We start from the raw sequence: 16,105 nt of genomic DNA on the forward strand, positions 1-16,105 counted from the left end.
AAGGGTAGCGCCAACGCGATGACGGGATGCGCGGACTGCACCCGCCGCCGCTGTCGCCTGTCTGCAGGAGCGGCTTCAGCCGCGACCGGGCGTTACCAGGAAAGCCCCGGTCGCGGCTGAAGCCGCTCCTACACAAAGCGGGCGCTCAGTAGCTGAAAAACACGGTCTCCTGCTCGCCCTGCATGCGCACGTCCCAGGCGTAGTGCCCCGGCGCGGTGCGCTGGGCCAGCAGCGTGTCGCGCCGTTGCGGCGGCACCAGCGCCAGGATCGGGTCCTCGCCGTTGCCGGCGGCATCGGCGAAGTACAGCCGCGTGGACGCGGCGCGCAGCAAGCCGCGCATGAACACCAGCACCACCAGGTGCGGCGCCTGCGGCGCACCCTTGGGCCCGGCCACCGTACCCGGCTTGATCGTGCTGAAGGAGAAACGGCCATGCGCGTCGGTCGGCACGCGGCCCCAGCCGTGGAACGCCGGATCGTGATCGTCGTGGCGCGGGTCGTCGCGATGCGCGTAGATGCCGGCGGCGTCGGCCTGCCAGATCTCCAGCACCGCATCGGCGACCGGCACGCCGGCGCCATCGAACACCGTGCCGCTCACCTGCACGCGCTCGCCGCGCGCCGCGGCCGGCGCGATCTCGGTGCGGTACAGCGGCTCCAGGCCCAGGCGGTAGTACGGGCCGACGGTTTGCGAAGGGGTTGCCTGAAAACTCATGGTGTCACTCCCAGACGGTCTGCTTGCGGCCGCGCAACACGATGTCGAACCGGTAGGCCAGCGCGTATTCGCTGATCGCGTTCTCCCAGTCGAACGCCGACACCATCCGCGCCTTGGCCTTGTCGTCGTCCACGCAATTGAAGATCGGGTCGTAGGCCAGCAGCGGGTCGCCGGGGAAGTACATCTGCGTGACCAGGCGCTGGCCGATGCCCTCGCCGTGCAGCGAAAAGTGGATGTGCGCCGGACGCCAGGCGTTGTAGTGGTTGCGCCACGGATAGGCGCCGGGCTTGATGGTCTTGAAGCGGTAGCGGCCGTGTTCGTCGGTCAGCACCTGGCCGGTGCCGGTGAAGTTGGGGTCCAGCGGCGCATCGTGCTGGTCGCCGGCGTGCAGGTAGCGCCCGGCGGCATTGCACTGCCAGACCTCGACCACGCTGTCGCGCACCGGCTGGCCGTTCTCGTCGAGCACGCGGCCGGAGACGACGATGCGCTCGCCCAGCGGCTCGCCGGGAAAGCCGGCGGTGAGATCGGCGGCGTGCGCGCCCAGGGTGATCCGGTCCAGCGTGGGTCCGGTGATTTCCGACAGCGTCGCCGGGATCGCGATCGGGTCGCGGCTGGGGCCGCGGCGCACGGTCGAGGCGTAGGCAGGATGGATGTACGCCGGCTGCGTGCCCGGATACGGCTTGCGATAGCCGAGCAGCGCGTCGTTGGTGGAATCGCTCATCTTGCTCCTTCCGGTGGCTCCGCATGGAGCCTGTTGCGTGTTCGTTGCTCGCGCAGGAGCCGCTTCATGCCTGCAACGCCGCGGCTACAAGATAGTCGCTCAGACCCGCTCGATCGCCAGCGCCACGCCCTGGCCGACGCCGATGCACATCGTCGCCAGGCCGCGGCGGCCGCCGCTGGCCTCGAGCTGGCGCAGCAGGGTCAGCGCCAGGCGCGCGCCGCTCATGCCCAGCGGATGGCCGAGCGCGATCGCGCCGCCGTTGGCATTGACGTGCGCGGCATCGTCGGCGACGCCCAGTTCGCGCAGGCACGCCAGCCCCTGCGCGGCGAAGGCTTCGTTCAATTCGATCGCATCGAAGTCCTCGATCGTAGCGCCGAGCCGCGCCAGCAACTTGCGCGTGGCCGGCACCGGGCCGATGCCCATGTAGGCCGGCTCCACGCCAGCCGAAGCAAAGCCGAGCACGCGCGCCCGCGGGGTCAGGCCCAGCGCCTGCACCTGCGCGGCCGAGGCCAGCAGCAGCGCCGCCGCGCCATCGTTGATGCCCGAGGCGTTGCCGGCGGTGACCGTGCCCGGCTGGCGGAAGATCGGCTTCAGCCGCGCCAACGCCTCGGCGCTGGTGTCCGCGCGCGGGTGCTCGTCGCGCGCGACCTCGACGGTCTCGCCGCGCTTGCCGCCCGGTACCGTCACCGGCACGAGTTCGCCGTCGAAGAAACCGGCCGCCTGCGCGGCGGCGGTGCGTTGCTGGCTGCGCAGCGCGAACGCGTCCTGATCCTCGCGCGAGATGGCGTAGCGCGCGGCGACGTTCTCCGCGGTTTCGCCCATCAGCTCCACGCCGTACAGCCGCTGCATTTGCGGATTGACGAAACGCCAGCCCATCGTGGTGTCCTCGATGCGCTGCTCGCGCGCGAACGGCGTGGCGGCCTTGCCCATCACGTAGGGCGCGCGCGACATCGACTCCACGCCGCCGGCGATCGCCAGCCCCAACTCGCCGGCACGGATGCCGCGCGCGACCGTGCCGACCGCGTCCAGCCCCGAGCCGCACAGGCGGTTGACGGTGCTGCCGGGCACGCTGGACGGCAGCCCGGCCAGCAACAGGCTCATCCGCGCGACGTTGCGATTGTCCTCGCCGGCCTGGTTGGCGCAGCCCAGATAGACGTCCTCGACCAGCGCCGGGTCCAGCTGCGGATGCCGCGCCAGCAGCGCCTTGATCGGCACCGCGCCGAGGTCGTCGGCGCGCACGCCGGCCAGCGCGCCGCCGTAGCGGCCGATCGGGGTGCGGATGCCATCGATGATGAACACGTCGCTCATTGCGCCTTCTCCATCGTCAGCGACAGGCCGGTCAGGCGTTGCAGTTCGTCCAGCGACACGCCGTCGACGAGCTCGATGACAGCGGCGCCGTGCTTGCCGACCGCGAACACGCCCAGGTCGGTGTAGACGCGCGAGACGCAGCGCAGGCCGGTCAGCGGATAGGTGCATTCGGCGACCAGCTTGCTGTCGCCGTTCTTGGTCAGCAGGTCCATCATCACGAACACGTCCTTGGCGCCGATCGCCAGGTCCATCGCGCCGCCCACCGCGGGGATCGCGTCCGGCGCGCCGGTGCTCCAGTTGGCCAGGTCGCCATGCACCGAGACCTGGAATGCGCCGAGCACGCATACGTCCAGGCGTCCGCTGCGCATCATCGCGAACGAATCGGCATGATGGAAATAGCAGCCGCCGGTCAGCAGCGTCACCGGCTGCTTGCCGGCGTTGATCAGGTCCGGATCCTCCTCGCCGGGCGCCGGCGCCGGGCCCATGCCGAGCACGCCGTTCTCCGAATGCAGGAAGATCTCCTTGTCGGCAGGCAGGAAGTTGGCCACCTGGGTCGGCAGGCCGATGCCGAGATTGACGTAGGCGCCTTCGCCGATATCGCGCGCCACGCGCGCGGCGATCTGGTCGCGGCTCAAACGGTTCATGCGGCGTCTCCGGCGGCGACCACGCGTTGCACGAAGATGCCCGGGGTGACCACCGCTTCCGGATCCAGCGCGCCGAGCGCCACCACTTCGCCGACCTGCACGATGGTGCAGTCGGCGGCCATCGCCATCAACGGACCGAAATTGCGCGCGGTCTTGCGGTATACCAGATTGCCCCAGCGGTCGCCCCGATACGCCTTGATCAGCGCGAAGTCGGCACGGATCGGATATTCGAGCACGTAGTGCCGGCCATCGATCTCGCGCGTCTCCTTGCCCGTGGCCAGTTCGGTGCCGTAACCGGTCGGGGTGAAGATCGCGCCCAGGCCGTTGCCGGCGGCATGGATGCGCGCGGCCAGGTTGCCCTGCGGCACCAGTTCCAGCTCGATCTCGCCGGCGCGGTAGGCCGCATCGAAATGCTGCGAGTCGCTCTGCCGCGGGAACGAGCAAACGATCTTGCGGACGCGCTTGTGCCGGATCAGCGCGGCCAGCCCGGTGTCGCCGTTGCCGGCGTTGTTGTTGACGATGGTCAGCGCGCGCGCGCCTTGCGCGATCAATGCATCGATCAGTTCGTCGGGCATGCCGGCGCTGCCGAAGCCGCCGATCATCACCGTGGCGCCGTCGTGGATGTCGGCCACGGCCGCTTCGAACGAGGCGACGGTCTTGTCGATCATGCCGCCGCTCCTGCGGAGCCGTGCCCGGCGACCGGCTGCGGGCCGGTCACGGGGCGATAGAGGATTGCCGACATCGGTGCTGTCTCCCGCGAGGTGCGCAACGGCGGCGTCCGCCGTGGTGCCTGGTTGATCGAAGCTCCGGCGCATCGATGGAGGCTGCACGCAGCCCTCGTCGCGTCGCCGGACAGAGCCACACGTTAGGCCCGGCGCTTCACGCGGTCAATTCGATTACCGGCCATGTAAATCGATAATCGAACATTATCGATGTTGCACCGCGGCGTGCGCGAACACGGTTCGATGTATACAAAACGTCGGCATCCGCTTTTTTTAACCCGAAAAAAACGAGCAAGAGCGCAATTTACCCGCCGTGCCCAGATCGGCACGCCGCCAAATGTATACAGGACCCGCCATGTCCGACCCGACTCCCCGCTACCCGCTCAACGCCTGGTACGCCATCGCCTGGGACCACGAGGTCCGCCACGCCCTGCTGTCGCGCAAGGCCTGCAACCTCGACATCGTGCTCTACCGCACCGGCGCCGGCGCGCTGGTGGCGCTGGAGGATGCCTGCTGGCACCGGCTGGTGCCGCTGTCGATGGGCAAGCTGCGCGGCGACGACGTGGTCTGCGGCTACCACGGCCTGGTCTACGATGCGTTGGGCCGCTGCGTGCACATGCCCTCGCAGGAGACGATCAACCCCGCGGCCTGCGTGCGCAGCTTTCCGGTCGCCGAGAAGCACCGTTACGTGTGGATCTGGCCCGGCGACGCGGCGCTGGCCGACCCGGCGCTGATCCCCGACCTGCACTGGAACAGCGACCCGGCCTGGGCCGGCGATGGCCGCACCATCCAGGTCAAGTGCGATTACCGGCTGGTGCTGGACAACCTGATGGACCTGACCCACGAGACCTTCGTGCACGGCTCCAGCATCGGCCAGGACGCGGTGGCCGAGGCGCCGTTCGAAGTGGTGCACGGCGAGCGCAGCGTCACCGTCTCGCGCTGGATGCGCGACATCGACCCGCCGCCGTTCTGGGCGCGGCAGATCGAGCACGCGCTGGGCTACCGCGGCAAGGTCGACCGCTGGCAGATCATCCGCTTTGAGGCGCCGTCCACCATCGCCATCGACGTCGGCGTGGCGGTCGCCGGCAGCGGCGCGCCGGAAGGCGACCGCAGCCAGGGCGTGAACGGCTACGTGCTCAACACCATCACCCCCGAGACAGACGGCAGCTGCCACTACTTCTGGGCGTTCATGCGCAACCACTCGCTGCACGAGCAGTCGATGACCACGTTGCTGCGCGAGGGCGTGACCGGCGTGTTCGGCGAGGACGAGGCGATCCTGGAAGCGCAGCAGCGCGCGATCGACGCGCATCCGGACCACGCGTTCTACAACCTCAACGTCGATGCCGGCGGGATGTGGGCGCGGCGGCTGATCGAGCGCATGGTCGCGCGCGAGCAGCGCAGCCGCGACCTGGATCTGCGCATGGTCGGCTGACCGTCCCACCCACCACCGGAACGCCATGCACGCCACGCCTCCCTTCCGCTCCAGCGCCGCCCAGACCACCCGCGCGCTGCTGGAACTGCGCGACCTGATCCTCGGCGGCGCCCTGGCGCCGGGCGAACGCCTGTCCGAACTGGCGGTGGTCGAACGCCTGGGCGTCTCGCGCACGCCGGTGCGCGCGGCGCTGCAACGCCTGTGCGAAGAAGGCCTGGCCACCGCCCTGCCCGGCGGCGGCTACGCGGTCAAGGCGTTCAGCGAACGCGACGTGCACGATGCGATCGAACTGCGCGGCACCCTGGAAGGGCTGGCCGCGCGCCTGGCCGCCGAACGCGGCGCCAGCGTCGCCGAGCTGCAGCAGGCGCACGCGCTGCTGGAGCGACTCGATGCGGTCCTCGCCTCGGAGCTGGGCGAGGACGACTTCGCCAACTACGTGCAGTACAACGAACAGCTGCATGCCTTGCTGATCGCGATGGCGGGCAGCGACCTGCTGGCGCGCGAGTTCGCGCGCACCGTGCAGCTGCCGTTCGCCTCGCCCAACGGCTTCGTGATGGCCCAGGTGGCGGTGCCGGAAGCGCGCCTGATCCTGACCCTGGCGCAGGACCAGCACCGGCAGGTGGTCGAAGCGATCGCGCAGCGCCAGGGCGCGCGCGCCGAAGCGCTGATGCGCGAGCACGCCCGCCTGGCCCAGCGCAATTTCGGCTATGCCCTGCGCGACCAGGCGATCGGACGGGTGCACGGCGGCGGGCTGATCCAGCCGAACCCGCCAGACGCGCGGGCGCGCAGCCGTGGTGGCAGCGCCTGAATCGAACCACGCCGGCGCCGGCCGCCGTCGGCACCCGCAGCGCCAGCCCGGCGCTCTTCTTCCTCCCCACCTGGACCCCGCCATGCGCAAGGAAACCCAGTGGTACCCGGCCCGCGTGGTCGCCGTCGCCGATGCCTGCGACGGCGTGCGCGAACTCCTGCTCGATCCCGGCGCGCATGCGCGTCCGTTCGCGGTCGGCAGCCACCTCGACTTTCGCCTGCGCCTGCACGGGCGCGAGGACATTCGTTCCTACTCGCTGGTCGGCGAGCCCCGCGCCGACGGCCGCTATCTGATCGCCGTCCGCGCGATGCCGGACAGCCGCGGCGGCTCGCGGCACATGTGGACGCTGGCGCCCGGCGACAGCATCGAGACCTCCGCGCCCAGCAACAACTTCGCGCTCGACGAGCGCGCCGCGGAGATCCTGCTGGTGGCCGGCGGCATCGGCATCACCCCGATCCTGGGCATGGCGCAACGGCTGGCGCAGCGGCATCCCGCGTTCCGCCTGCTCTACGTGGGCCGCTCGCGCAGCGCGATGGCCTACGTGGCGCAGCTGCAGGACACGCTCGGCGAGCGCCTGCACGTGCATTGCGACGACGAGCGGGGCGCGCCCGACCTGGAGGCCGAGATCGCCAGGCTCTCCCCCACCGCCGAGATCTACGTGTGCGGCCCGCTGGGCATGCTCGACGCGGTGCGCCGCCACTGGCACGCCGCCGGCCGCTCGCGCGCGCGGCTGCACTTCGAGACCTTCGGCAACAGCGGCAACGCGCCAGCGCGCCCGTTCGTGGTGCGGCTGCCGGCCCTGGGCCTGGAGGTCCCGGTGGCGGAGAACGAATCGATGCTCGACGCCCTGCAGGCGGCCGGCGTGGAAATGATGGCCGAATGCCGCCGCGGCGAATGCGGCCTGTGCCAGGTGGACGTGCTCGACGCCGACGCCGGCCTGGACCATCGCGACGTCTTCTTCAGCGACGAACAGCGCCGCGAGAACCGCAAACTCTGCGCCTGCGTCTCGCGCGCCCTGGGCGGCAGCATCAGCATCGACACCGGCTACCGCGCCGACGCGCTCTGAGCGCGCGCCGATCGCAAGCGAACAAGCTGCAGCACCTCACAGGGCACCCCGCAGGAATGGAGTGAGGGCACGCGCACAGCTTTGTGCGATGGAGGCAGCACGAGGCTTCGCCCGTACCCTCACCCCAACCCCTCTCCCGATGGGAGAGGGGCTAAGAGAGCGCTAGCGCCGTTACTTCCACCGTCGCGCTTGTCCTTACCCGGCTGTTGCTCTTGCTCTTGCTCCTGCTGTTGCTGTTGTTGCTGTGCTTTTGATCTTCCGGGCCCCCTCAGCGCGGCAGCCCCGGCGGGCGAATACCCGAAGGGCGGCGCGCAGGATGCGCGACGTTTTTCGTTGGCACATGGATGTGCCATCGAAAAATGCCCGTCGGGGCTGCGGACCTGGAGCGCGCAGCGCGGAAGGCGCGCTGCGGGGTGTGCTTGACCAGCCTTCGGCTGTGGTGAAGCGCTTCTTTTGGTTACTTTTCTTTGCACAAGCAAAGAAAAGTGACTCGACGCAAGGCGAAAGCCTTTGCTCTCAATCTTTGCTCTAGCTCTAGCTCTGGCGATCGCTCCAGCCATGACTCCAGAATCCCAAACAACATCCGGATCAGAAATGATCCGGCGCCCGCAGTGAACGAGATCGGCCGCGGTGAGGCTTCGTTCGTCGCGGCTGAAGCCGCTCCTACAGGGAGCGCAGGAACAGATAGACAAACCCCATCGGGCGCCGCGCCGACCCAACTAACCCAACGCCGCCCCCGTCTCCAGCGGCAACCCCGCATAGTTCTCCGCAATCGTCGCCCGCCCCTCTGGACTACCCAGCAGATAGTCCAACTCCGCCTCATGCAAGCGCCGTTCGAACGCATCCTCGTCCGGGAAGTGGTGCAACATCGTCGTCATCCACCACGAAAAACGCACCGCCTTCCATACCCGCTTCAACGCCAATTCCGAATAGCGCAGCAACGGCGCAGCGTCGCCCTGCTCCCGCGCCTGCGCGAACAACGACGCCAACAGCCCCACGTCGCCCGCCGCCAGATTCAAACCCTTGGCCCCGGTCGGCGGCACGATATGCGCCGCATCGCCGGCCAGGAACAGCCGGCCATACTGCATCGGCTCCACCACATAACTGCGCAACGGCGCGATGCTCTTCTCGATCGACGGCCCGGTGCGCAGGCGCGCCGCCACCGCGTCCGGCAGGCGCGCGCGCAACTCGTCCCAGAAGCGCGCATCCGACCAGTCCTCCACACGCTCGCCGGCCGGCACCTGCACGTAATAGCGGGTGCGCGTAGGCGAGCGCATCGAACACAGCGCGAACCCGCGCGCATGCCGCGCATAGATCAACTCTTCGTTGACCGGCGCGGTATCGGCCAGCACCCCGAGCCAGCCGAACGGATACACCCGCTCGTACTCGCGCAGCACCCCGGCCGGGATCGACGCGCGGCTGACGCCATGGAACCCGTCGCACCCTGCGATGTAGTCGCACTCCACCCGTACCCGCTCGCCGTGCTGCACGTACTCCACCCACGGATGCTCGCCGTCCACCCCATGCAAGGTCACGTCCTCGGCCTCGTAGACGCTGACCCCGCCGGCCTCGGCCCGCGCCTGCATCAGGTCGCGGGTGACCTCGGTCTGGCCGTAGATGGTGACCGCGCCCGCGCCGCCGGAGCCGCCCAGGTCGATGCGCTCGCGGTGGCCGTCCAGCACCAGCTCGAAGCCATGGTGGACCACCCCCTCGCGCTGCAGCCTGGCATCGGCACCGGCCGCGCGCAGCAGCTCGACCGTGCCCTGCTCCAGCACCCCGGCGCGGATGCGCGAGAGCACGTACTGCGGCGAACGCCGCTCGATGACGAGGGTGTCGATGCCCTGGCGCAGCAGCAACTGGCCCAGCAACAGCCCGGCGGGGCCTGCACCGATGATGGCGACTGACGTCTTCATACGTTCTCCGAAACCGGCATGGCGGTACTTTTCGCCAGTCTTCTCGCGCCGTTGCGCGATTCCAATGGACTAACCGGAGAATTTCCTGCACTTTTCGCCGATGGCTGCGATCACCGAACCACCCGTTCAGGCCCAATCCGTCCCCGCGTTCCGCCTGTACGGCGAGACCGGCGACGCCACCGCGGCCGATGCGCTGCACTGGGAGTCGATCGCGGCGCGCAGCCGCCTGCACGGCTGGCGGATCCGGCCGCACCGGCACCACGATCTGTCGCAACTGCTGTACGTGCAGAGCGGCCCGGCCGGGATCCATATCGACGGGCGCAGCCAGCGGGTGGATCGGGCCGCGCTGGTGTGGATGCCGCCGCTGTACGTGCACGGCTTCGATTTCCATCGCCGCATCCGCGGCCACATCGTCACCCTGTCCGCCGCGCTGCTGCAGGCCTGGCACGCGCAGTGGCCGCAGATGGCGCAGGCGCTGGCGCGACCTGCCTGCCTGGACGTCGGCCGCGACCGCGCCATGCTCGACGCCTGCTTCGCCGGACTCGCCACCGAACACGCGCACCGCCGCGAAGGCCGGGTGCCGATGCTGCACGCGCTGGCCGGCCAGTTGCTGGTGTGGACCGCGCGACGCGTGCTGCAGCAACCCGCGCCGGGTGCGGACAGCGGCCACGACCGCGGCAGCGAACATGTTCGCGGCTTCCTGGCGCTGGTGGACCGGCACTATCGCGAACACTGGCCGCTGCAGCGCTATGCCGACCAGTTGGGCCTCAGCGCCAGTCACCTCGGCGCGGTGTGCCGGCAGCATGCCAATGCCGCGCCGCTGCAGTTGCTGCAGCGGCGGGTGATGCTGGAGGCGCAGCGCAGCCTGGTCTACACCTCGCTGAGCGTGCAGCAGATCGCCACCTGGCTGGGGTTCGCCGACGCGGCCTATTTCAGCCGCTATTTCGCCCGCAATGCCGGCTGTTCGCCGAATGCGTTCCGCCGCGCGCAGCAGGGCGGCGTCGGCGCGCCGGCAACGCGCTAGGAACGCCCGCGCTGCCGGGCGCTGCCTATCGGCGCGATCGGGATCGGCCTGCCCGCATCGCTCAAGCCAGGCGCTCGCGCAGGAACGCGCCGCTACGCTCGATCGCCTGCACCGCAGCCGGCAACACGCCCGCCATCTCGATGAAGCCGTGGACCATGCCGGGCAGTTCGACGTACTCCACCGGTACGCCCGCGGTGCGCAATGCATCGGCATACAGGCGGCCGTCGTCGAGCAGCGCATCGCATTCGGCGGTGAACACCAGCGCCGGCGGCAATCCGGACACGTCCGCTGCCTGCAGCGGCGACAGGCGCGGGTCGCGCGGGTCCAGGCCCGAGGACAGGAACGGACCGGACATGGCCTGCATCAGCTCCAACGTCAACGGCGGTACCGCGCCGTTCCTGCGCCGCGAAGGAAACGCATCGCCGCCGGGCGACAGGTCGGTCCCCGGATAGAACAGCACCTGCGCGCGCAAGGCCACCGCGCTGCCGCGCAACGCCTGGCAGGCCATGGCGGCCAGACCGCCGCCAGCGCTGTCGCCGGCCACCGCGAGGCGTGCCGGATCCAGCGCCAGTTCCGCGGCGTGCGCGTGCAGCCAACGGATCGCCGCCAGCACGTCCTCGGGACCGGCGGGCGCCGGATGCTCCGGGGCCAACCGGTAGTCCACCGCGATCACCGCACAGCCGGCGGCATGCGCCAGGCGTCGGCAGACCTTGTCGTGGCTGTCCAGGTCGCCCAGGATCCAGCCGCCGCCATGCAGGTACACGATGGCCGCAGACGGCGCCGCGGCCGCCGCGGGCAGATAGCGCCGCAACGGAATCGGCCCGAGCGGCCCGTCGGCCTGCAGGTCGCGCACCTCCCGCATCGGCCACGCATCGCCGCCGAGCACCGTGGTGATTTCGCGGTAGGCGCGGCGCATCGCCGGCATCGGCAAGGTATGCAACGGCGGCTTGCCGTCCGCAGCGGCAGCCATGGTCGCCAGCGCCGTGAGGACGTCGGGCGCCAGGCGCGAGGGGTCGAAAGGATCGGCTTGCATCGCTCGCTCCAGGTCTGGGGTCGTGGTGGAAAGGCGGCCAGGTGGCCGGATCAGTCGATCAGCATCAGCGCATCCAGCGCGAGCACGCCGCGCCCTTGCGGATAGACGATCACCGGATTGAGGTCGATCTCGCGGATCCGCGGTTCGGCGCGCAGCACGCTGCCCAGCCGCACCACCAGCTCCGCCAGCGCGGCCACGTCCAGCGCCGGCGCGCCGCGATGACCGTGCAGCAGCGCCGCGCCCTTGAGCCGTTGCAGTTCGCCGATCACCGACGCCGCCGGCAGGTCCGGCGCGAGCAGGCGCACGTCGCGCAGCACCTCGGCGGCGACGCCACCGAAGCCGACCAGGATCACCGGCCCCCACTGCGGATCGTGGCGCGCGCCGACGATCATCTCCATGCCGCGCTCGCCCATCGCCTCGACCAGCACGCCCTCCAGCGGCGCATCCGGCGCATGCCGGGCGAGATTGGCGTGCAGCCGTTCCCAGCCTTCCGCCAGCGCCGCGGCGTCGCCGAGGCCGAGGATCACGCCGCCGACATCGCTCTTGTGGCCCAGCTCGACCGACTGCGCCTTCAGCGCCACCGGATAGCCGATCCGCGCCGCGGCCGCCTGCGCCTGCTGCAGCGTGGCGGCCAGTTCGCCGCGCGCGAACGGCAGCCCGAGCGGGGCCAGCAGCGCCTTGGCGCGATGCTCGGGAATCACCCCGCCCTGCGCCGGCAACGCGACCTGCACCGCCACCGTCGCGGCTTCGTCGAAATCGCGCTCGGCCAGCGCCGCCAGGCGCGCGATGGCGCGCAGCGCGCGTTCGCTGCTGGGGAAGTACGGCACGCCCACTTCGCGCAACTGCGCCAAATAGTCGGCCGGCAGCGCCGCGCCCTCGTCGAGGCCGGCGAAGATCACCGCCTTGTGCGGGCGCAGCTCGCGCACCGCGCGCAGCACCGGCGGCAGCTTGATCGCGCAGGTCACCGGATCGGTCTGGATCAGGCCGACCACGATCGTGGCGAAGCGCGGGTCGTCGAACAACGCCGCCAAGGTGCGCTGGTACAGGTCCGGATCGACCAGTCCCTGCGCGGTGAGATCAAGCGGATTGCTGACCGCGACGAATGCCGGCATGGCCGCGCGCAGCGCCGGGGAATCGCCGTCGTGCAGGGGCGGCAGGTCCAGCCCCAGGTCTTCGCACAGGTCCAGGCACAGCGCCTTGAACGCGCCCGACTCGCCCAGGATCGCTGTGCCCGCCGCCGGCAGGCGCGGGCAGCGCAGCGCGATCTCGGCGATGTCGCCCAGTTCTTCGAGGGTGTCGGCGAGCACCACGCCGGCGCGTTCGACCAGCGTGCGCATCACCTGGTAGTCGCCGGCGAGCGCGCCGGTGTGGGTGGCGGCGGAGTCGCGCGCGGCGCTGCTCTTTCCCGGATGCAGCAACACCAGCCGCGTGCCGGCGGCGCGCGCGCGCCGCGCCAGCGCCAGCAGCCGGCGCGGCTGGCGGAACTGTTCGGCGATCATCGCGATCACCCGCGTGCCGGCGTGATCGAGCAGGAAGTCGAGGTAGTCCTCGATGTGGCTGGCGGCCTCGTTGCCGGTGGAGATCGCATAGGACAGCGGCAGGTCGCGGCTGGCCAGCGTGGTGTTGAGCACCGTCATCATCGCCCCGCTCTGCGAGAGGATGCCGATCGCCGGCGCGGCGCGGTTGCGCGCGGCCTGTTCGGCGCTGACGTCGGCTTCGATGAAGGTCAGCGGGATGCGCGCCAGGTAGTTGATGCAACCCAGGCAGTTGGGGCCTTCGACCAGCATGCCGGCCGCCGCGGCGATCCGCGCGATCTCGCGCTGCTGCGCCTGGCCCGCCTCGCCGGCCTCGGCGAAACCGGAGGAGAAGATTACCGCCGCGCCCACGCCGCGCGCGGCCAGCGCGCGCACCGCGTCGAGCACCGCCGGCTGCGGGATCGCCAGCACCGCCACGTCCACGCCATCGGGCAGGAGCGCGATCGACGCCAGGCACGGCCGCCCGCCGATCTCTTCGCGCTTGGGGTTGATCAGGTGGATCTGTCCGGCATAGCCGTTGCGTTCGAGATTGCCCAACATCGAGGCGCCGAGCGCGCCCGGCGTCGGCGAGGCGCCGACGATGGCGATCGAAGCCGGTTCCAGCAGCCGCTGCACCGGGGTCCGCACCGCGCCCAGCGGCGGCGCGGCGGGAGTCGTGCTCATGTCCATCGTAACCTCGCTGTGCTCAGGCGTCGCGGCGTTGCCGGGACAGATCGTAGGCGCCCAGGCCGGGCTTGTAGCTCTTCTCGTCCAGGAACTGCTTCAGCCCTTCCTTGCGGCCGTCGTCGTAGCTGTTGGCCGCTTCCTGCGCGCGCACCAGATAGTCCTCGGCGTTTTCGTAGGTCATTTCGCGCACGCGCCGCACCGCGTCCTTGGTCGCCTTCAGCGCCACTGGATTCTTCTTCGACAGCGCCTGCGCCACCTCCGCCACGCGCGCGCGCAGGCGCTCGCCCGGCAGCGCCTCGTTGACCAGGCCCCACTCGGCGGCGGTGCGGCCGTCGATCGGTTCGCCGAGCATCGCGTGGTACATCGCGCGCCGGAACGACAGCAGTTCGGCCGCCACCTTGGAGGCGCCGCCGCCGGGCAGGATGCCCCAGTTGATCTCGGACAGGCCGAACTTGGCGTCCTCGTCGGCGAAGGCCAGGTCGCAGGCGAACAGGGGGCCGTAGCCGCCGCCGAAGCACCAGCCGTTGACCATCGCGATGGTCGGCTTCTGGTACCAGCGCAGGCGCCGCCACCAGCCGTAGCTCTCGCGCTGCGCCTTGCGCGTGCCGGCCAGGCCGTGCGCCTCGGTGTCGCGGAAGTATTCCTGCAGGTCCATGCCGGCGGTCCAGGCGCTGCCCTCGCCGGTCAGCACCAGCACGCGCACGTCGTCGCGGAATTCGAGTTCATCCAGGACCTCGAGCATCCTGCGGTTGAGCGCCGGGCTCATCGCGTTGCGCTTCTCCGGCCGGTTGAATTTCACCCAGGCCACGCCGTCCTCGACGGCATAGGCGACGGTGTCGTGTTCGGGTTTGCTGCTCATGTGGATCGACCTCGGTGGGGGGAGAATGGGGGGGTGTTCCTTCTCCCTGCGGGAGAAGGTGCCCCGAAGGGGCTGATGAGGGTCCGGGCGCAGCCTCGTGTACTTAATCAGCGAGTCGCTTTCGCGCCGGACCCTCACCCCAACCCCTCTCCCGGAGGGAGAGGGGCTTAAGCATCGCGCTCAGTACGGGTACTGCGGCACCGCATCCTGGATCGTGACCCACTGCCAGTGGGTGTACTGCTCCCAGTCGGCCGGGCCGCCGACGCTGGTGCCGTTGCCGGAGGCGCCGGTGCCGCCGAACGGGTTGACCACCTCGTCGGCCACGGTCTGGTCGTTGATGTGCAGCAACCCGGTGTGCAGGCGCTCGCCGATCGCCAGCGCGCGGCCGACCGAGGCCGAGATCACTCCCGCCGACAGGCCGTACTCGGTGCGGTTGGCCAACGCCACCGCCTCGTCGTCGCTGTCGAACACGATGATGTTGGCGACCGGTCCGAACACCTCCTCCTCGAACGCGCGCATGCCCGGCTGCACGTTGGACAGCACGGTCGGCGCGTAGAACAGGCCCTCGTGACTGCCGCCGGCCTCGACCACCGCGCCGGCCGCCACCGAGGCGGCGACGATGTCCACCACGTTCTGCAGCTGGCGCCGGTCGATGATCGGCCCGAGCGCGACCTGACCGCTGGCCGGATCGCCGACCGGCAGGTGCCGCGCCTTCTCGGCCAGGCGCCGGGTCAACTCGGCGGCGATGCCGCGCTGGACCAGCACGCGGCCGGTGGCCATGCAGATCTGGCCTTGGTGGAAGTAGGCGCCGAACGCGATCGCCGAGACCGCGCGCTCCAGGTCGGCGTCCTCCAGCACGATCAGCGCGTTCTTGCCGCCCAGTTCCAGCGAGACCTTCTTCAGGTGCCTGCCGGCCAGCTCGCCGATCTTGCGGCCGGCCGCGGTGGAACCGGTGAACGCGATCATCGGCACGCCGGGCGCCTCGACCAGCGCCTGGCCGGCATCGGCGCCACCGGGCAGCACGTGCAGCAGGCCCTTGGGCAGGCCGGCCGCGGCCAGCACCTCGGCGATGACGAAGCCGCCGGCATACGGCGTCCGCGGATCGGGCTTGAGCACCACCGCGTTGCCGACCGCCAGCGCCGGTGCCACCGAGCGCAACGACAGCACCAGCGGGAAATTGAACGGGGAGATCACCCCGATCACGCCCAACGGCAGCTGCCGCGCCAGGCTCAAGCGGCCCGGCGCGCTCGGCAGCACCTGCCCGCTGGCGTGCAACGGCATCGCCGCGGCGCGCTGCAGCAGCACGATCGCCTCGCGCACTTCGTGCTCGCCCTTGGCCAGGATGCCGCCGGTCTCGCGCGCGATCAGCGCCGCGGCCGCGGCCGCCTGTTCCTGCAGGATCGCCGCGGCGCGATGGAACACCGCGGCACGCTCGCGTGGCGGCGTCGCGGCCCAGGCGCGCTGCGCCGCGCGCGCCTTCGCCACCGCGGCGTCGACCTCGGCCGGCCCGGCCTTGCCGACCGAATACAGCGGCTGGCCGGATCCTGGTTCGATCACCTCGAGGGTGTCGGCCGCGGCGATCCAGTCGCCGTCGAACAGCGCGCCCTGCCAGGTCGCGGCAAGGGCCAGGGGAGTGCTGGGGTTGTTCATGGTGCGTGGTCTCGG

14 protein-coding genes are annotated in these 16,105 nt (G+C 70.6%); 4 read left to right on the plus strand and 10 right to left on the minus strand.

Features of this window, described 5'->3' with window-relative positions; all coding sequences use genetic code 11:
* Window positions 1–145: 145 nt before the first annotated feature.
* The 5 genes from pcaG to HDC36_RS21705 all read right to left on the minus strand — a co-directional run bounded on the left by pcaG (window position 146) and on the right by HDC36_RS21705 (window position 4,050).
* Entirely contained in the window at window positions 146–709 is a 564-nt protein-coding gene (gene pcaG, locus HDC36_RS21685) for a protocatechuate 3,4-dioxygenase subunit alpha (RefSeq protein WP_179570942.1), read from the minus strand.
* A gap of 4 nt (window positions 710–713) precedes the next feature.
* A complete protein-coding gene (gene pcaH, locus HDC36_RS21690) occupies window positions 714–1,430 on the minus strand; it encodes a protocatechuate 3,4-dioxygenase subunit beta (RefSeq protein ID WP_179570943.1) in 717 nt (238 codons plus the stop codon).
* Window positions 1,431–1,529: 99 nt separating this feature from the next.
* Window positions 1,530–2,738, minus strand: coding sequence for a 3-oxoadipyl-CoA thiolase (pcaF, locus tag HDC36_RS21695; RefSeq protein WP_179570944.1), 1,209 nt, complete (start codon window positions 2,736–2,738; stop codon window positions 1,530–1,532).
* Complete coding sequence (locus HDC36_RS21700) at window positions 2,735–3,382, minus strand: 3-oxoacid CoA-transferase subunit B (RefSeq protein ID WP_179570945.1); 648 nt, start codon at window positions 3,380–3,382, stop codon at window positions 2,735–2,737. The genes pcaF and HDC36_RS21700 overlap by 4 nt, the downstream gene beginning before the upstream one ends.
* The gene (locus HDC36_RS21705) at window positions 3,379–4,050 is read right to left on the minus strand and encodes a 3-oxoacid CoA-transferase subunit A (protein ID WP_179570946.1); all 672 of its coding nucleotides are present in this window, start codon (window positions 4,048–4,050) and stop codon (window positions 3,379–3,381) included. Before HDC36_RS21705 ends, HDC36_RS21700 begins: the two co-directional genes overlap by 4 nt.
* A gap of 409 nt (window positions 4,051–4,459) precedes the next feature.
* Here HDC36_RS21705 and HDC36_RS21710 point away from each other — a divergent pair, with 409 nt between their 5' ends.
* From HDC36_RS21710 to HDC36_RS21720, 3 genes are all read left to right on the plus strand, one after another.
* Window positions 4,460–5,536, plus strand: a complete 1,077-nt coding sequence (locus HDC36_RS21710; protein ID WP_179570947.1) for an aromatic ring-hydroxylating dioxygenase subunit alpha — start codon at window positions 4,460–4,462, stop codon at window positions 5,534–5,536.
* Between the two features lie 25 nt (window positions 5,537–5,561).
* Entirely contained in the window at window positions 5,562–6,344 is a 783-nt protein-coding gene (locus HDC36_RS21715; RefSeq protein ID WP_179570948.1) for a GntR family transcriptional regulator, read from the plus strand.
* Window positions 6,345–6,426: 82 nt separating this feature from the next.
* The gene (locus tag HDC36_RS21720; protein ID WP_179570949.1) at window positions 6,427–7,410 is read left to right on the plus strand and encodes a PDR/VanB family oxidoreductase; all 984 of its coding nucleotides are present in this window, start codon (window positions 6,427–6,429) and stop codon (window positions 7,408–7,410) included.
* Between the two features lie 719 nt (window positions 7,411–8,129).
* Here HDC36_RS21720 and pobA read toward each other — a convergent pair.
* The gene (pobA, locus tag HDC36_RS21725) at window positions 8,130–9,323 is read right to left on the minus strand and encodes a 4-hydroxybenzoate 3-monooxygenase (protein ID WP_179570950.1); all 1,194 of its coding nucleotides are present in this window, start codon (window positions 9,321–9,323) and stop codon (window positions 8,130–8,132) included.
* A gap of 100 nt (window positions 9,324–9,423) precedes the next feature.
* Here pobA and HDC36_RS21730 point away from each other — a divergent pair, with 100 nt between their 5' ends.
* Window positions 9,424–10,347, plus strand: a complete 924-nt coding sequence (locus HDC36_RS21730) for a helix-turn-helix domain-containing protein (protein WP_179570951.1) — start codon at window positions 9,424–9,426, stop codon at window positions 10,345–10,347.
* A 61-nt stretch (window positions 10,348–10,408) separates the two neighbouring features.
* Here HDC36_RS21730 and HDC36_RS21735 read toward each other — a convergent pair whose 3' ends face one another.
* The 4 genes from HDC36_RS21735 to HDC36_RS21750 form a co-directional block, all read right to left on the minus strand.
* Window positions 10,409–11,380, minus strand: coding sequence for an alpha/beta hydrolase (locus HDC36_RS21735; RefSeq protein ID WP_179570952.1), 972 nt, complete (start codon window positions 11,378–11,380; stop codon window positions 10,409–10,411).
* Between the two features lie 50 nt (window positions 11,381–11,430).
* On the minus strand, window positions 11,431–13,578 hold the full coding sequence (locus HDC36_RS21740; RefSeq protein ID WP_179570953.1) for an acetate--CoA ligase family protein: 2,148 nt from the start codon (window positions 13,576–13,578) through the stop codon (window positions 11,431–11,433).
* A gap of 22 nt (window positions 13,579–13,600) precedes the next feature.
* On the minus strand, window positions 13,601–14,440 hold the full coding sequence (locus HDC36_RS21745; protein WP_179570954.1) for a p-hydroxycinnamoyl CoA hydratase/lyase: 840 nt from the start codon (window positions 14,438–14,440) through the stop codon (window positions 13,601–13,603).
* A 180-nt stretch (window positions 14,441–14,620) separates the two neighbouring features.
* Window positions 14,621–16,090, minus strand: coding sequence for a benzaldehyde dehydrogenase (locus HDC36_RS21750; protein WP_179570955.1), 1,470 nt, complete (start codon window positions 16,088–16,090; stop codon window positions 14,621–14,623).
* Window positions 16,091–16,105 lie beyond the last annotated feature (15 nt).

This window comes from Xanthomonas sp. JAI131 (assembly GCF_013410075.1).
Classification (GTDB): domain Bacteria; phylum Pseudomonadota; class Gammaproteobacteria; order Xanthomonadales; family Xanthomonadaceae; genus Xanthomonas_A; species Xanthomonas_A bonasiae.

What these genes read in the sequence shown, in the direction of transcription:
- pcaG (WP_179570942.1), bottom strand. Translation starts at nt 709, where the DNA reads ATGAGTTTTCAGGCAACCCCTTCGCAAACCGTCGGCCCGTACTACCGC.
- pcaH (WP_179570943.1), bottom strand. Translation starts at nt 1,430, where the DNA reads ATGAGCGATTCCACCAACGACGCGCTGCTCGGCTATCGCAAGCCGTAT.
- pcaF (WP_179570944.1), bottom strand. Translation starts at nt 2,738, where the DNA reads ATGAGCGACGTGTTCATCATCGATGGCATCCGCACCCCGATCGGCCGC.
- HDC36_RS21700 (WP_179570945.1), bottom strand. Translation starts at nt 3,382, where the DNA reads ATGAACCGTTTGAGCCGCGACCAGATCGCCGCGCGCGTGGCGCGCGAT.
- HDC36_RS21705 (WP_179570946.1), bottom strand. Translation starts at nt 4,050, where the DNA reads ATGATCGACAAGACCGTCGCCTCGTTCGAAGCGGCCGTGGCCGACATC.
- HDC36_RS21710 (WP_179570947.1), top strand. Translation starts at nt 4,460, where the DNA reads ATGTCCGACCCGACTCCCCGCTACCCGCTCAACGCCTGGTACGCCATC.
- HDC36_RS21715 (WP_179570948.1), top strand. Translation starts at nt 5,562, where the DNA reads ATGCACGCCACGCCTCCCTTCCGCTCCAGCGCCGCCCAGACCACCCGC.
- HDC36_RS21720 (WP_179570949.1), top strand. Translation starts at nt 6,427, where the DNA reads ATGCGCAAGGAAACCCAGTGGTACCCGGCCCGCGTGGTCGCCGTCGCC.
- pobA (WP_179570950.1), bottom strand. Translation starts at nt 9,323, where the DNA reads ATGAAGACGTCAGTCGCCATCATCGGTGCAGGCCCCGCCGGGCTGTTG.
- HDC36_RS21730 (WP_179570951.1), top strand. Translation starts at nt 9,424, where the DNA reads ATGGCTGCGATCACCGAACCACCCGTTCAGGCCCAATCCGTCCCCGCG.
- HDC36_RS21735 (WP_179570952.1), bottom strand. Translation starts at nt 11,380, where the DNA reads ATGCAAGCCGATCCTTTCGACCCCTCGCGCCTGGCGCCCGACGTCCTC.
- HDC36_RS21740 (WP_179570953.1), bottom strand. Translation starts at nt 13,578, where the DNA reads ATGAGCACGACTCCCGCCGCGCCGCCGCTGGGCGCGGTGCGGACCCCG.
- HDC36_RS21745 (WP_179570954.1), bottom strand. Translation starts at nt 14,440, where the DNA reads ATGAGCAGCAAACCCGAACACGACACCGTCGCCTATGCCGTCGAGGAC.
- HDC36_RS21750 (WP_179570955.1), bottom strand. Translation starts at nt 16,090, where the DNA reads ATGAACAACCCCAGCACTCCCCTGGCCCTTGCCGCGACCTGGCAGGGC.